Genomic DNA, 12,989 nt, shown 5'->3' with positions numbered 1-12,989 from the left:
ACGGCCGTACCCCCCGTCGCATGTGAAAGGAAGACTCATGAAGATCGCACTCCTTGGAACCAACTTCGGCCAGGCGCACGCCGCCGTCTACGCCGCCCGCGAGGACGTGGACGTGGTGATGATCGGCCGCGACACGGCCAAGACGGCACACATGGCCGGTCAGTTCGGCTTCACCGCCCCCACCGACCTGGATGCCGCCTTCGCCGACGACTCCGTCGACCTGGTCGACGTCTGCCTGCCCATAGAGCTGCACACCCCGATGGCGCTGCGTGCCCTGGAGGCCGGCAAGCATGTCCTCACCGAACTGCCCATGGCCGCCTCCCTGGAGGAAGGCCGCAGGCTGGTGGCCGCCTCCGAGGCCAGCGACCGGCACGTGTTCGTGGACATGTTCGAACGGTTCGTCCCCGCCAACCAAGCCCTCGACGACGCCGTACGGGACGGTACGTACGGTCAACTGGAGGAGCTGACCTGCTGGTCCGCGATGGCGCCGCTGTGGCCCGGGGCGAGCCTGGGCGCGAAGGTCTTGCCGATGGAGGCCATGCACAGCGACCTCGACCTGATCATCCGCGCCCTCGGCATGCCCCACGAGGTCCACGTCACCTCGGTCGAACGGAACGCGGACGCCGGCGCGGTCGAGGCAGTCATGGCCTTCGACGGGGCGCTGGCCCGCAGCTCGGTCTCCTCGCTGCGGCCGATGCCGTGGGGCGGCCGCGGCGGTTGGACCGCCGCCTTCACCGACGGCGTCCTGGAGTCGGTCTCCACCATGGGCTACGACGGCAAGCCCACCACCTCCCTGACCGCCTGCACCGGCGAAGGCGTCCATGAGGTGGAGCTGCCCCCGGCCGACCAGTACACCGCGATGATCGAGCACGTCCTGGCCGTCCTGCGCGGCGAGGCGGAGAACCGCATCACTCCGGCCGGCGCCCTGGACGCCCTGCGACTGACCCTGCGCGTCGACCAGCAGGTCAACGCGGGCCGGTGACACATCAGTTGCGGGCGTTCCAGGGCCGCGTCGGCGTCAGTGATCAGTGATCAGTGATCAGTGATCAGTGGTCAGTGGTCAGTGAGAGGAGCTGTCGTCCGTGCGTGCCTTCGGGGGGTGCGCGGGACGGGGGACGCCGGCGGCAGGCGCGTACTGAGCCGCCTGCGTCTCGAACATGCCGGCATAGCGGCCGCGCGCGGCGATGAGTTCGTCGTGCGTGCCGTGTTCGGTGAGGCGCCCCTGGTTAAGGACGTAGATGTGGTCGGCGTGCCGCACGCCGGACATGCGGTGGGTGACGAGAACGACGGCCCGGTGCGGTGCGGCGAGGCGCCGGATGCGGTCGAAGGCGGCGATCTCGGCCTCGGGGTCGAGGGCGGAGGTGGGTTCGTCGACGATGAGGACACTGTCCTGCCCCGAGGTCGAGCTGCGCCAGTGGGTACGGGCCAGTCCCACCTTCTGCCACTCGCCGCCGGAGAGTTCGATGGCCCCGCGGAACATGCGGCCCAGCATGCTGTCCAGGCCGTTGGGAAGTTTGGCGGCGACGGACCCCGCCCCGGCGTAGACGACGGACTTCTCCAGGTCGCGCCGTGAGGCGTCGTGACCGGGGCGGCCGATACGAATGTTCATCGCGGCCGTCACCGGCCAGCGCTGGAAGTCCTGGGTGAGCAGGGAGACCCGGTCGAAGACCTGGGAGCGGTCGAGGCCGGTGAGGTCGGCCTCCCCCCAGCGCACGGTTCCGTCGTGGGGGAGCAGGAGGCCGGAGAGGACCTTCATGAGCGTGCTCTTGCCCGAGCCGTTCTCGCCCACGACGGCGGTGACCGACCCCATGGGGAAGGCGAGCGACACATCGTCCAGCGCCGGTACGTCGCGGTCGGGGTACCGGTAGCTGACGTGCTCCAGGGAGACCTGCCCGACCTGGCCGGGGACCGGATCGCCGGACCGGGGGATGGCATGCTGTGCGGCCTCGACCAGGAAGCGCCCGTGATCCCGTACGTAGAGGGACTCCTCGTGCAGCTGGTTCACCGTCATCACCAGCGCGCCCAGGCTCGCCGACCCGGTCCGCACTGCGATCACGGCGGTGCCGGCGACGGCCAGGCTCATGTGCCCCGCCATGATCAGCCAGATCATGGTCCCGTAGGTGGCGGCCATCGCAAGACCGGAGAGCGCGGAGGCGACCCACTCGGTGACGGCCTTGCTGGACGCCAGACGCTCCTGCTCCGCCTCCGCGCTCGCGGCCATGCGCCGGTACCGGTCGAGGAGGAACGGGCCGACGGCGTGGATGCGTACCTCTTGGGCGGCCGTGCGATCGGTGAGGAGGTTGGCGATGAGGCGGCTCGCCCGCAGGTGCTCGATCCAGCTCATCACGGACACATAGCGCTCCTGGGCCACCCGCATGGCGCCCCAGCCCCGCGGGGCCGCGATGACCAGCAACATCGGTAACAGGAGGGGGTGCAGGACGGTGAGCACGCCGGCCGTGGCGATCAGCGAGATGGTGCTGTTCAACGCGGAGACGCAGGCGCTGATCATCCGGCGTGCGGAGGTGGGCCCGTACTGGGCGATGTCGATGAGGCGGCGGAAGGCGGGGTCCTCGCTGGCCTCGAGTTCGACGCTCGTTGCCGCGGCGAGGTACTGCGTCGTGGCGATCCGCTCGACGAGCGGTTCCAGGCGTCCGGCGCGAGCGGTCGACCAGCCGGCCAGCGCCGAGTTCACGACGGCGACGCCCGCGGCGGCGAGCAGGCCCGGCAGGAGGGCGTTCAGCCGCTCGGTCGCCTCTCCGGCCCCCAACAGGGCGTGCATGACCGCGTTGATGGCCAGCAGCCCCACCGCGGCGGCGATGCCCTGGCCGAGTTCGCTGACCGCCACCGCCACCAGCGCGCGACGGTCCGCGCTCCAGGCCATCCGGAGGGTGACGCCGACGAGCCCGGGCATCTGCCGCAGAGCGGAGCGCATGGTCAAGTCCAGGCGTGCGTGCTCGTGTTGGGACCACCCCTGGTCGTACCGCAGGGGCCCGCCGAAGAGTTCGCGTTCCGCGTCGGAGACCTGCGGTTCGGCCATGCGGACCTTGCCGAAGAATCGCTTCATGCGACGCTGCCTCCCTCTGCCGGCCAGTTCGGAGCGCGATACGACGGGCCGTGCGTGAGCGTGTGGAAGATGTGGGCGGTGTGGGGGTGGCAGTCGGCGGGCGGCCACTCGATCGGCACCCAGGACAGCCCGTCCTGCGGGTCCGGTTCCACGTCGTGCGGTCCGCCGGCCCACGTCGTGTGCGGTGTGCGGCGCACGCAGAGGGCGGCGCCGTCGGCGAGAAGGTCCGTGCGGTGGGTGGCCGCGCGGCCGGACGGAACCGAGGAGGCCGCGAGATTTTCGAACGCAGGATGAACGAACACAGGACGGCGTACGGGATGCATGAGGACTCCTCGGGACGGGTGGGCGGACAGGTGATCGGGTAACAGGGCACGTTCTGTCCCCGTCACGGGTGCGCGGGGGCGAAATCTAGAACCCGATTTCGAAAACCGGGCGCTCTCCGCGTGGGGGTGGGGGAGACGTGCCGTGATGCTGTGTTCGATCACTCGTGTGGGTTGCGGTACCTCCTCCGGGGGATTGCGGGGCGCGGCGGGCGCCGGGTGCGGTGGGGGTCGGGGCGGAGTGGGGGCGGCGCATCGATAGCTTGCCCAGATGTTCAGTGCCGCCGGGACCATGCGAGTCGACCGCACACGTTGCGGGCGCGGCGTCTTGGGAGGGCCGGTGGGAGTGGCGGTGGGCGCGCCCGTGGGAGGGGCGGTGGGAGGGCCCGTACGCCATCTCCGCTGTCAGACCCGGGACTTAGCATCCGCTCATGCACCTTGGATCCGATCTGCCCCCTGACGTACTCCAGCCGCCCGGCCGCGTGGTCACCTCGGATGAAGGCGACGGCGGCGCGGAGGTGTTGTGGCTGAGCGATGCGCCGGCCACAGCCGAGTTGTGGCCGAGGCTGCGTGCCGCGCATGCCGTCTCGGGGCTCTGGCCGCTCCTGCTCGACGTCCTGGACCCGCATGACGCGGGCTCCGTCCCCTGGGATTGCGGTGAACTGTGGCCCGAGCGCATGTCATCGCCCGCAGAGCACAACCCCGAGGCGCTTCTAGCCCGTTGGTGGCGGAGCTACACCGCCACGGACGAGGACGACGACCAGCTCACCGTCGCCGAACGCCTGGCCGTCACCGCCCCCTTCGGCCTCACCTGGCCCGGCCTCGCCCCCACGCCGACGCCCTCGCCGTACCACGAGGAGATCGCCGAGCAGTACGCGCAAGCCTTCCTGGCCCGAAACCCGCACGCGCGACTCGGACTTGTCGCAGCACCGCGCGGCTCCGACGCGCTCGTCAGGACAGGCTGGTTGGGTCCCGCCAATTACGACAACGACACCGCGACCTTCGCTGCCGTCGTCCGCGACTGGGAAGCCCGCTTCGGCGCACGCGTTGTCGGCCTCGGATGCAGCACCCTCCACCTCAGCGTCGCCTCTCCGCCCACATGCACCAAGGAGGCCTTGGCCGTCGCCGCGGAGCACTTCGCCTTCTGCCCGGACAACATCTGGCAGGGCGCACACCGGGACCTGTCCTCTTACGCGGAAGACCTCGTCGACCTCAACTGCTGGGAATTCTGGTGGGATTGAGCATCCCGGGCCGGAGCGGTCTGCCCTGCAAGGACCATCCCGCCGGAGAGAACGGACGCCGCCCCTCCCGCAGGCTGCGCCGAGCTCAACGGCCCCTATGAGGCGTCGGCGTAGGCGACCTCGCCGACGAAGGCGGCCGCGTCGCGGCGGTGGACTAGCCAGTGGGGGTACCTCATGGACGTGTAGAAGGTGGCGCCGTATAGATCCACCCCCTGGCGCGCTGGCACCACTCACAAGTCTCACCGCTCTGACGGATGGAGCCACTGGCCACGGGATCCGGGTGATAGCGGAAGTCAGGCAGAACAGAGCTCACCGTCACCCCGAGAGCTTCGCGCTCTGCGCCTTCACGATCGGCTGCGCGACCTTCGCGTTGCCCGCGTACGACTGCACGAACGCCGTGCCGTCCACGGCGAAGTAGACCGCGAGCGTGTCCCCATGGCGGGCCGCAAGCGTGCGGACCGTGTGGTTCCGGCCCTTGTACGGTGTCACGGCGTTGAAGGCCACCGACTCGTCGGCGCCGGCCGGCGTCGGGGCCTTCTCGGCGGTGATGGACGCGTACGGGTTGGTGTTCTTGCCCGCCTTGGCGGTGAAGCCGCCGCCGCAGGAGCCGACGGCCCGGGACAGCTCGGCCAGGGCGGCCTTCGCCTTGCTGGCCGGGTATGAGGCAAGGGCCACGTACGTGAACGCGCTCGGACCATCCGGACCGGAGGCGACACGCGTGAGGTCGGCCCGCGGCGTGCCCAGCGGGAACTGGCTCATCGCGTACGCGAGCGGCGCGCAGCCGGCCTTGTCGACCTTGATCTCGTCCCTGGACTTGGCGAACACGAATTCCGGCTGCGGCTTCTCGACCTTGAACCCCTTCACCTCGCTCTTGCCGAGGACGACCTGGTTCAGTTCGGCTGCAGGGTCCGCCTTCGGGCTGGGAGCCGTGGACGCCTCGGGCTTGCCCTTGGCGTCCCCGTCCGAAGAATCGTCGCCGGACGAGCCCGACCCTCCGCAGGCGCTCAGGGCCAGCGCGGCGACAAGGGCGAGAACGGGCGCGGTCAGGGCGGTGGTCCGGGGGGTACGAGGGGTACGGCTCCGCTGCACGGAAGGCTCCTGTCGTCGGGTCCTGCCCCGCCCCGCGAGGTCGCGGGCCGGTGAGATGTGGTTCCAGTGACGGGTGAGATCACGCGCGCGGCACTCTACTGGGCGTGTGCGCGGCGTGCCGAGCCGGTACCGGAGCGTCGATCCGTGGCCCGCACGCCCCCGGCCAATTCGCGGTGCAGCCCCGCAGAATGAGGCGGGCGCCCGGCACTCCTCGCACTCCGTCACCTCCGGCCCCCTGACCCGCCTCCGAACGAAGCCGTGCGAGGATCCCGCCCGTGACGACCATGCCGACCATGCCGACCATGCCGACCCTGACGGAACGCCGCCCTCCGTGGGTCGTGTTCACCTCCGCGGCCGACCCCTGGCCGGCGTCGGAGACGGCCGCGCTCCTGCGGCGGAACGGCCTGGTCCTGCGGCTCGACGGCCGGAAAATGACGGATCCGGCGTCCCTCTTCCGTACCTTCGCCCGGGAGCTGTCCTTCCCCGGCTGTTTCGGCCACAACTGGGACGCGCTCGTGGACTGCCTCCACGACTGGCACGGTCCCGGCCACGGGAACCAGGACCTCGCGATTCTGGTCGAGCACGCGGACGACCTGCTGGAGTCGGACTTCCTCGGGCTGTTCGTATCGGTTCTCGCCCAGGCGGCCTGGCACTCCAACCTCCGCCTGGATGCCGACGGCGAGCTCGACGAGTGGCGGCCGCGTATGGCCCAGCACTTCGTCTTCCTCCTGGACCACACCGAACCCGCCGCGTTCACCGAGACGGTGGCCCGCGGCGCGGACGTGGTGGTGGCGCTCTCGGACGGCCGCCTGCTCGTTGCTTTGACCGACACCGAGTGGCCGCCCGACGGGGACCCCGCCTCCGCCCCTTGACCCCGCTCCGAGTACGGGCTGGGCCGAGGCCCACGGATGCCACGATGAACGCATGAGCCACGACCGAATCAGCCATGAAGGCATCAGCCACGAACGCCGGAGCCCACTCGTCGAGAAGACGCCCTTCCCCGACGACCTCGACGAGAGGCTGCGCGCCCAACTCACCTTCCTCGTGGAGGTGGACCAGCTGAAGACCATCCTCCGTCAGTCGCCCCTCGCCGCGACGGACCGCCGCGAGAACGACGCGGAGCACTCATGGCACCTGGCGATGATGGTCACGGTCCTCGCCGAACATTCCGACCAGCCCATCGACGTAGGCCACACCATTCAGCTCGTCCTGCTGCACGACCTCGTGGAGATCTACGCCGGGGACACCCCGTTGTACGACACCGCCGCGGGTACCGACCAGCGGGAGCGGGAAGTCGCCGCGGCCGATGAACTCTTCGCCTTGCTCCCGTCGGACCAGGCACGGCGCATGCGGGCGCTCTGGGACGAATTCGAGGAACGCCGCACGCCCGAAGCCAGGTTCGCCAAGGCCATGGACCGGCTCCAGCCACTCCTTCTCAACTGGATGGCACGCGGGGGGACGTGGCGTACCCCGGGCGTCACCGCCGACGACGTCCGCGCCCGCAAGGCGGTGATCGGGGACGCGTCGTCCTCTTTGTGGGAGGCAGGGCAACGCCTCATCGACGAGGGCGAGGCACGAGGGTGGGCGAGGAGCGCGGAGCCCCGCACGGAGTGACCTGATCTGACAACCACGTGGCCTCACAACGACGTGGGCTCAGGGTCTGTCGCCAGCCGGGCGTGGAGTTCCACGTCGAAGCGGACACCGTCGTACTCCAGCTTCTGTCGTTGCCGCCCTTCCACCGCGAAACCGGCGCCACGAGCCACCCGGCACGAGGCGGGATTGTTCACGCGGTGCCCAAGCTCCAGCCGGAAGAGTTCCGCATCGTCGAAAGCCCAGCGGGCCACGGCATGGCAGGCACGGGAGGCCACGCCCCGGCCACGGGCCGTCGCCGTCGTCCAGTACGACACCCATCCCGTGGAGTGACGCCGATCTACCGGGCCGATCCGTACGTGGCCGAGAACGAGACCGCTGCTGCCATCGACGACGGCGAAGGAATACGCGGAGGCCGCCGCCCACTGCTCGCCACGAGCCGCTATCCACCGCTGGGCGTCCTGGACGGTATCGACCGGTTCGACGGACTGGCCGCGCATGAGTGGATCCGCGAACGCGGTCATCACCGTCCGGGCGTCTTCGATCTGCCATGGTCGCAGCACCAGGCCTGAGGAGGTATCCACACGATCGCGCACGACGCGAGTCTTCCTCGACAGGTGTCGCCTGTCGCGTGGGTTTCGGCAACAGCCGCCGCCCCGCCACCGCTTCACGCAGCCACGATGAAGGTGCGCGCCATCACCCCGCCATCGCACGCTCCCCGGACGGATCGGCCGCCGCCGCCGCTGCCGCCGCCGACGGCACGGCGAAGTAGCTCAGTGCTGCGACGACCGCCACACCCGCCGCCGACACCAACGCGCCTCGAAGGGACCACGTCGCGACCGGTCCGGCGACCGCCGCTCCCAGCGCGAACCCCGTGATCTTCAAGCTGGCGCCGGTGGTGAAGATCTGGCCGCGCAGGCGTTCAGGGGCTTCGCGATGGCGGACCGCGAACAACGCGGTCAGTTGGGGGCCCTCCCCGATCCCGGCGATGAGTACGGCCATGATGAGCACGGTCGGCGGACCCCATCCGGCCCATTCGACCCACGAGGCCCATGCGGCCAAGGCTGACGCGGCGGCCTGGACGAGAGCGGCGGCCCAGATGACCGTGTCGGGGGCGATCAGACGGGGAAACCGCGCGAGTACGGCGTTGGCCAGCAGAGCGGAGACCGCCGTACAGGAGAGCAGCAGCGCGCCGCGGCCCGCTCCGCCGAGGACGCGCTCGCCGAGCAGCGGAACGCAGGCCATGAGTACGCCCTGGCCCACACAGGAGAGAACCGAGGTGAGGGTCGCTCTGGCCAGCGCCGGTCGGTAGACGAGGACCCGCAGGCCGGCGGCGAGATCGCCGGCCACCGAGGTCGGCCGAGCGCCCCGCACCCCGCAGGGACGGGCGGGCAGCATCCAGGCGGCGGGCAGCGCCAAGCCGATGAGCGCCGCGGAGAGCACCACGGCCGTCGGAGCCCCCAGCGTCTCCGCCACACCGCCGGCGAGAGCCGGACCCGCCAGACCGGCGACGCCGAACGTCATGGCATCGAGCGCGTTCGCCCGGGGCAAGCGGTCCCCCCGTACAACACGCGGCAGTTGGGCCGTCCATCCGCCCGACAGGGCGGGCCCGAGCAGGCCCGCCACCACGGTGATCGAGAGGGTGACGCCGAACGGCAGCCGGTCCAGTCCCACGAGGATCACCCCGAGCCCCGCCGCGTACAGGACGAGGGCCACGGACAGCAGGCGCCCCGGCCGTCGAGCCCTGTCAAGGAGCGCTCCGAGCACAGGGCCGCCCACCGCGGCCGAGATGGTGATGCCCGCGAGCAGCGACGACGCCTCGACGGTCGACCCGGTCAGAGCGAATGCCGCCAGCATCAGCGCCGGCCCCGACATCTCGTCGCCCGCACGAGCTGCCACTGCTCCGGCGAGATAGAAGCGGAGTGCGTAACGCTTTGTCATCGACGGGACGTTACGGAGGTAACTCAAAAAGTGGCAAGGTGCGTTACATTCCGCAGGTGTCCTTCCCCCGCGAGTCCTTCCCGCGTACGTCCCGCACCGGCGACGACTGGTCCACCCGGCACTCCGTGCTGACGACGGCACGGCGCACCGCCGACATGCTCAACGTCCTTGCCGACGAGCACCCCGAACCGAGCGCCGTGGCCGAGGTGCTCCGCGCACACGGCGAGGCCGACCCCATCGACCTCACGGTGGGGGACGTCACCGCGATGCGTGAAGCCGCCGCCCTGCTGCGGCAGGTCTTCGCGGCCGAGCACGTGGACGACGCCGCAGCCGTCCTCAACGGCCTCCTCAAGGACCACACCGGGCCGCTGCGGCTGACCTCGCACGGCGGCGACAGCCCCTGGCACCCCCACCTCGACCACGACGACGAAGCCCCGTGGGACGAGTGGCTCCTCGCTTCCTCCTGCATGGCCCTGACCGTCCTCCTCTGGGACCGCCAACGCCCGCCCGGCAGCATCTGCGCGTCAACCAGCTGTCAGAACGTCTTCATCACCCAAGGCAGCGGCCCGGAACGCCGCTACTGCTCCCGCCGCTGCGCCACCCGCGAACGCGTCGCAGCCCATCGACACGCGCGCGCCACGGAGGCGCCGAGCGATACGAGGTAGGGCACCCAGTTCCGTACCCATACCTGTACCCGTACCCGTACTGCGTCAGGACCGGTCGTCCTGCACGATGAACGGCGTCGTACGGGGGGCAACTCGGCGCCCCGGCAAGGACGATGACCGCACACGGGCCATGGGAAACGGCACCGCCTGTCGGCGGCCACGTGAGAATGAGCGGATGTACTGCCTGCAGGCGGCCATCGCCACCGAATCCGTGCTCCGGGAGTTGGCTGACTCCATCAACGCGGCACGCATCGTTCCTCTCGGTCAACACCTCTGGCTCTTGCCGGTGACCGGCGTGCTGTCCGCCACGGCGGCGAGCGCCGGATCACCCGAACTCGACGGAAAGGTGCCGGCAGGTTTTGAGCGTCTGCTGACCGCGTGCTCGGAGACGGGGCCGGTGGCCTATGTCGAGGCCGAGTACTTCGGCGGGGCAGGGGCCCAGACCGCGCAGGTCTGGGACGCCGGGGAGACAGTCCTTGGTCCATTGTGTCTCGCCGAAGGGGAGCCGTCGCCGACGAGTGGCACTCCGATCTCTCAGGCGTTGCGCCGGCTCGGGGCCGCGAAGGGTGATCACGTCGACGAGTTCTCCGCGATCGGACTCGGCCGTCAGCGCGATACGGAGGGCTGGCTTCGCAGCACGAGCAGGTGAATCCGCGATCGCTGATCATGGGCGGGAGCCTGATCGCCGATGTCGGCGCTGCTCACGTAGGTGCGGCAGTGACGTTCGGCTACCGGGCCACGCGCGGGCGGCAGCGCTGTAGTTCGGGGACTGGTCTGTCGGTCACGAGTTCGTCCGCGATGAGGCGGCCGACGGTGGGTGCCAGGCAGATGGCGGAGTGCATGACGGCGACGTAGACGGATCGATCGCGTGTCGCGTATCCGATGACGGGTCCGTGCGCGGGCATGGGGCGTCTGCCCGTGCGGTAGCCCAGCAGGCGGCACTGGTCGCTTCCTCGGAAGGCCAGCTTCAGGCGCTGGAAGGCGAGTTGAGCGGAACGAGCGAGTGCGGCTGAACCCTCGACGTGCGGCACGACCAGCAGGAGTTCACCTTCTCGAACTTCTCGGGCCTCGAAGTCGGGCCTTGCGACGATGGCCTTGACCAGCCCGGGTGGCGCTGTGATGCGCGCGAGCGTGGCGGGGGAGGCGGCCATGTCCAGGTGGAGTGAGAGTGGCTCACAGAGTTGGGGGACGCCGGTGCCGGCCGTCAGCACCACGGTGGAGGCGGTGTGGGGCCCGGCCGGGGTCAGTACTCCCTTGATGCGCCCCTTGGTCACCTGCACGGAGGTGACCGACGTGTCGTACAGCACCCTCGCCCCGTGGGCCACGGCGGCTGCAACGAGCGCACGGGTCAGGGCAATTGGGTCGACGCCCGCGTCGCTCGGGGCGTGGATGGCCTGCTCGGGCGGGTGTCGGAGGTTGGGCTCCAGCCCCGCGATCTCGCTTCGGCCGATGCGGAATTGGCCGGGCCCGAGTTCGAGCGCGGGCCGTGCGTCCTCTGCCGGTGTGCCGGTCCAGGACAGCGATCCGGTGCGGCGGAGAGTGGTGTGCGGGAGTTCGGCTTCCAGGCGGTGGTGGTCCGCCAAGACGTACTCGCGTAGGTCCCGCGCTCCGCCGGGCCAGTCGGCCTTGGAGTCGCCGATCCAGGCGAAGGAGTCTCCTGTGACGCCGGCGGCCGGTGCGGGGCCTTGCTCCAGGAGCGTGACCGGGACGCCCCTACGGGCCAGGTGGTAGGCCACGGAGGAGCCGACGATTCCTGCGCCGATGACAAGGGCTGACAAGAGGTCCTCCTCGGCGGTTCGGCGGTTCGGCATGTCGGCAGGTCGACAGGTCTTGGGGTGATGGGGCAACAGTTCAGGCAGAGGTCGCGACGACACAACGGAATTTACGGACGCCGCGCCAGCACGACACCACGACGCCGCGACGGTGCAAAGCTGTGACGTAGGTCATCTGTCGCGGCTGTTATGAACGGGCGGGGGCCGGCGTCCCGTGCAGAGAGCGGGCCGGGAGTAGCCCGGAGCAGCCCGGCGGCGAAAGGGTGGGAGACGGGAATGAGCGCAGCCAGCAAGCGACTTGAGGACGCGGCCGAGTCGGGCGGCCGTGCCTGCCCGGAGGTACCCGCCGACTCCGCGGGCCCCGCCACACAGATCTTCGTCGCCCACCGCAGCCTGCTGTTCACCGTCGCCTACGAGATGCTCGGCTCGGCCGCCGACGCCGAGGACGTCCTGCAGGAGGCCTGGCTGCGGTGGGCGGGCGTCGAACTCGGCGCCGTGCGGCAGCACCGCGCGTACCTGGTACGGATCGTCACGCGGCTGTCCCTGGACCGGCTGCGCACGCTCGGCCGGCGCAAGGAGTCCTACGTCGGCCCATGGCTGCCCGAGCCGCTGCTGACCACGCCCGACGTCGCCGAGGACGTCGAGCTGGCCGAGAGCGTCTCGATGGCGATGCTGCTGGTCCTGGAGACGCTCGCGCCGACCGAACGGGCGGTGTTCGTGCTGCGCGAGGTGTTCGCCCTGGACTACGGGGAGATCGCCGAGGCCGTCGGCAAGACGGAGACCGCGGTGCGGCAGACCGCTTACCGGGCCCGGGCCCACGTCGCGGCGCGCCGCCCGCGCCGCCCGCGCGGCACCGTCTCCGCGGCACAGCGCCGGGCCGCGCTCCAGGCCTTTCAACGGGCGGTCGAGACCGGCGAGTTGCAGAGCCTCTTCGACGTCCTCGCCCCGGACGTCGTCGCCCTGAGCGACGGCGGCGGCGTCCGGCACGCCCTGCTGCGACCGGTGGTGGGTGCGGCCCGGCTGATGCGCCTGCTGGCCGGCGGCCGCTGGAGGCGCGGCCCCGCGACGACGGTGGAGCCGGCGCAGGTCAACGGCGCGCAGGGACTGCTCGTCCGGGTCGACGGAAAGATCGACGCGGTGGTGGCGATCCAGATCGACGACGGCCTGATCACGGGGCTGTACGGCATACGCAACCCGGAGAAGCTGACCCGCGCGGAACGGCAGACCGCAATCAGCCGCTGAGCCCGCAGCGCCAACAGCCCCCACCACCCTGGAAGTTCCGTACCGCCCAAGCGCTCCGAGAGCGG

14 protein-coding genes are annotated in these 12,989 nt (G+C 70.6%); 7 read left to right on the top strand and 7 right to left on the bottom strand.

Annotated features, from left to right (window positions below):
- The first annotated feature begins 37 nt into the window (after nucleotides 1–37).
- On the top strand, nucleotides 38–982 hold the full coding sequence (locus ACZ6CV_RS33305) for a Gfo/Idh/MocA family protein (protein WP_469255108.1): 945 nt from the start codon (nucleotides 38–40) through the stop codon (nucleotides 980–982).
- A gap of 78 nt (nucleotides 983–1,060) precedes the next feature.
- Here ACZ6CV_RS33305 and ACZ6CV_RS33300 read toward each other — a convergent pair whose 3' ends face one another.
- Both ACZ6CV_RS33300 and ACZ6CV_RS33295 read right to left on the bottom strand, forming a co-directional pair.
- Nucleotides 1,061–3,064: an ATP-binding cassette domain-containing protein gene (locus ACZ6CV_RS33300; protein ID WP_469255106.1), complete on the bottom strand. Its 2,004-nt coding sequence runs from the start codon at nucleotides 3,062–3,064 to the stop codon at nucleotides 1,061–1,063.
- Nucleotides 3,061–3,387, bottom strand: coding sequence for a hypothetical protein (locus ACZ6CV_RS33295; protein ID WP_469255104.1), 327 nt, complete (start codon nucleotides 3,385–3,387; stop codon nucleotides 3,061–3,063). Before ACZ6CV_RS33295 ends, ACZ6CV_RS33300 begins: the two co-directional genes overlap by 4 nt.
- Before the next feature lie 428 nt (nucleotides 3,388–3,815).
- Between ACZ6CV_RS33295 and ACZ6CV_RS33290 the strand changes: the two genes are divergently transcribed.
- A complete protein-coding gene (locus ACZ6CV_RS33290) occupies nucleotides 3,816–4,625 on the top strand; it encodes a DUF4253 domain-containing protein (protein ID WP_469255102.1) in 810 nt (269 codons plus the stop codon).
- Between the two features lie 172 nt (nucleotides 4,626–4,797).
- Here the strand turns inward: ACZ6CV_RS33290 and ACZ6CV_RS33285 are convergent, their stop codons facing one another.
- Complete coding sequence (locus tag ACZ6CV_RS33285) at nucleotides 4,798–4,896, bottom strand: hypothetical protein (protein ID WP_469255226.1); 99 nt, start codon at nucleotides 4,894–4,896, stop codon at nucleotides 4,798–4,800.
- A gap of 44 nt (nucleotides 4,897–4,940) precedes the next feature.
- The gene (locus ACZ6CV_RS33280; RefSeq protein ID WP_469255100.1) at nucleotides 4,941–5,714 is read right to left on the bottom strand and encodes a hypothetical protein; all 774 of its coding nucleotides are present in this window, start codon (nucleotides 5,712–5,714) and stop codon (nucleotides 4,941–4,943) included.
- 284 nt (nucleotides 5,715–5,998) lie between these two features.
- On the opposite strand from ACZ6CV_RS33280, the gene ACZ6CV_RS33275 reads away from it, so the two are divergent.
- Together ACZ6CV_RS33275 and ACZ6CV_RS33270 are read left to right on the top strand one after the other, a co-directional pair.
- Complete coding sequence (locus ACZ6CV_RS33275; protein WP_469255224.1) at nucleotides 5,999–6,586, top strand: barstar family protein; 588 nt, start codon at nucleotides 5,999–6,001, stop codon at nucleotides 6,584–6,586.
- Between the two features lie 52 nt (nucleotides 6,587–6,638).
- The gene (locus ACZ6CV_RS33270; RefSeq protein ID WP_469255098.1) at nucleotides 6,639–7,328 is read left to right on the top strand and encodes an HD domain-containing protein; all 690 of its coding nucleotides are present in this window, start codon (nucleotides 6,639–6,641) and stop codon (nucleotides 7,326–7,328) included.
- Between the two features lie 23 nt (nucleotides 7,329–7,351).
- Here ACZ6CV_RS33270 and ACZ6CV_RS33265 read toward each other — a convergent pair whose 3' ends face one another.
- Together ACZ6CV_RS33265 and ACZ6CV_RS33260 are read right to left on the bottom strand one after the other, a co-directional pair.
- Nucleotides 7,352–7,900, bottom strand: coding sequence for a GNAT family N-acetyltransferase (locus ACZ6CV_RS33265; RefSeq protein ID WP_469255096.1), 549 nt, complete (start codon nucleotides 7,898–7,900; stop codon nucleotides 7,352–7,354).
- A 100-nt stretch (nucleotides 7,901–8,000) separates the two neighbouring features.
- The gene (locus tag ACZ6CV_RS33260) at nucleotides 8,001–9,245 is read right to left on the bottom strand and encodes an MFS transporter (RefSeq protein ID WP_469255094.1); all 1,245 of its coding nucleotides are present in this window, start codon (nucleotides 9,243–9,245) and stop codon (nucleotides 8,001–8,003) included.
- 155 nt (nucleotides 9,246–9,400) lie between these two features.
- On the opposite strand from ACZ6CV_RS33260, the gene ACZ6CV_RS33255 reads away from it, so the two are divergent.
- Together ACZ6CV_RS33255 and ACZ6CV_RS33250 are read left to right on the top strand one after the other, a co-directional pair.
- The gene (locus ACZ6CV_RS33255; RefSeq protein WP_469255223.1) at nucleotides 9,401–9,910 is read left to right on the top strand and encodes a CGNR zinc finger domain-containing protein; all 510 of its coding nucleotides are present in this window, start codon (nucleotides 9,401–9,403) and stop codon (nucleotides 9,908–9,910) included.
- A gap of 175 nt (nucleotides 9,911–10,085) precedes the next feature.
- Nucleotides 10,086–10,559, top strand: coding sequence for a hypothetical protein (locus ACZ6CV_RS33250; protein WP_469255092.1), 474 nt, complete (start codon nucleotides 10,086–10,088; stop codon nucleotides 10,557–10,559).
- Nucleotides 10,560–10,638: 79 nt separating this feature from the next.
- Here the strand turns inward: ACZ6CV_RS33250 and ACZ6CV_RS33245 are convergent, their stop codons facing one another.
- Nucleotides 10,639–11,688 carry an NAD(P)/FAD-dependent oxidoreductase gene (locus tag ACZ6CV_RS33245; RefSeq protein WP_469255090.1) on the bottom strand — a complete coding sequence of 350 codons (1,050 nt, stop codon included), beginning with the start codon at nucleotides 11,686–11,688 and terminating at the stop codon, nucleotides 10,639–10,641.
- Nucleotides 11,689–11,958: 270 nt separating this feature from the next.
- On the opposite strand from ACZ6CV_RS33245, the gene ACZ6CV_RS33240 reads away from it, so the two are divergent.
- Nucleotides 11,959–12,924 carry an RNA polymerase sigma-70 factor gene (locus tag ACZ6CV_RS33240; protein ID WP_469255088.1) on the top strand — a complete coding sequence of 322 codons (966 nt, stop codon included), beginning with the start codon at nucleotides 11,959–11,961 and terminating at the stop codon, nucleotides 12,922–12,924.
- Nucleotides 12,925–12,989 lie beyond the last annotated feature (65 nt).

This window comes from Streptomyces sp. NPDC041713, assembly GCF_055591085.1.
Note: the sequence above shows the minus strand (reverse complement) of the source record. Positions and strands in the feature narration are given on the sequence as shown.

Coding starts and splice junctions, on each gene's coding strand:
- ACZ6CV_RS33240 (WP_469255088.1), top strand. CDS start 11,959: ATGAGCGCAGCCAGCAAGCGACTTGAGGACGCGGCCGAGTCGGGCGGC.
- ACZ6CV_RS33260 (WP_469255094.1), bottom strand. CDS start 9,245: ATGACAAAGCGTTACGCACTCCGCTTCTATCTCGCCGGAGCAGTGGCA.
- ACZ6CV_RS33270 (WP_469255098.1), top strand. CDS start 6,639: ATGAGCCACGACCGAATCAGCCATGAAGGCATCAGCCACGAACGCCGG.
- ACZ6CV_RS33290 (WP_469255102.1), top strand. CDS start 3,816: ATGCACCTTGGATCCGATCTGCCCCCTGACGTACTCCAGCCGCCCGGC.
- ACZ6CV_RS33275 (WP_469255224.1), top strand. CDS start 5,999: ATGCCGACCATGCCGACCATGCCGACCCTGACGGAACGCCGCCCTCCG.
- ACZ6CV_RS33305 (WP_469255108.1), top strand. CDS start 38: ATGAAGATCGCACTCCTTGGAACCAACTTCGGCCAGGCGCACGCCGCC.
- ACZ6CV_RS33255 (WP_469255223.1), top strand. CDS start 9,401: ATGCTCAACGTCCTTGCCGACGAGCACCCCGAACCGAGCGCCGTGGCC.
- ACZ6CV_RS33295 (WP_469255104.1), bottom strand. CDS start 3,387: ATGCATCCCGTACGCCGTCCTGTGTTCGTTCATCCTGCGTTCGAAAAT.
- ACZ6CV_RS33300 (WP_469255106.1), bottom strand. CDS start 3,064: ATGAAGCGATTCTTCGGCAAGGTCCGCATGGCCGAACCGCAGGTCTCC.
- ACZ6CV_RS33250 (WP_469255092.1), top strand. CDS start 10,086: ATGTACTGCCTGCAGGCGGCCATCGCCACCGAATCCGTGCTCCGGGAG.